Raw genomic sequence first — 941 nt, 5'->3', positions numbered from 1 at the left:
GACCCCTACAGCACCCCGCCCTACGGGGAGCCCGGGCCGTGGGCGCCTGCGCCGCCTGTGCAGCATCCGGCGGCCACGCCGGCGCACGGTGTGGCCGTGAGCGCCCCTGAGGCGGCTCCCGCCGCTCCCGCCGCTCCTGTCGTGCAGGACGCCCCCGTGGCCGATCCCTGGGCGCGTTACGACCCCTGGGCGGCCCCGGCGAGTGCTCCGCTTCAGCAGGCGGACCCGGTCGAGGAAGACGTGAAGCGGCGGCGCGGCCGACGCAGGCGCGCGCTGATCACCGGCGCCCTCGTCATCGCCCTCGTCTCCGGTTTCGCCGGCGGTGTCGTCGGTGTGCAGCTGGAGCGGAACGGCGGCATCGGAGCCGTGGAGCTGCCCCAGGCCGGTGTGGAGGCGCCCGACCGGGACCCCGACAGCGTGGCCGGGATCGCCGCGCAGGCGCTGCCCAGCGTCGTCACCCTGCACGTCAGCGGCAGCGGCAGCGCCGGTACCGGCACCGGCTTCGTGCTGGACGACCGGGGCCACATCCTCACCAACGACCACGTCGTCGAGCCCGCGGGGGAGGACGGCGAGATCACCGTCACCTTCCACAGCGGCGACACCGCCGAGGCGACCGTCGTCGGCCGGGACAGCGGCTACGACCTCGCCGTCGTACGGGTCAAGGGCGTCCGCGGGCTCTCCCCCCTGCCGCTCGGCAACTCCGACAACGTGCAGGTCGGCGACCCCGTCGTCGCCATCGGCGCCCCCTTCGACCTGGCCGGCACCGTCACCTCGGGCATCATCAGCGCCCGCGAGCGGCCCATCACCGCCGGCGGTGAGAAGGGCGACGGCAGCGACGTGTCGTACGTCGACGCGCTCCAGACCGACGCGCCCATCAACCCCGGCAACTCCGGCGGGCCGCTGCTCGACGGCAAGGGCCGGGTGATCGGCATCAACTCGGC

General features: G+C 75.0%; 1 protein-coding gene. It reads left to right on the top strand.

The window, feature by feature from the left end; genetic code table 11:
* On the top strand, positions 1 to 941 hold a 941-nt coding region (locus CCN29_RS32085; RefSeq protein WP_442538611.1), incomplete at both ends, for a S1C family serine protease.

This window comes from Streptomyces pseudogriseolus, from assembly GCA_002154585.1.
GTDB lineage: Bacteria > Actinomycetota > Actinomycetes > Streptomycetales > Streptomycetaceae > Streptomyces > Streptomyces pseudogriseolus.
Note: the sequence above shows the minus strand (reverse complement) of the source record. Positions and strands in the feature narration are given on the sequence as shown.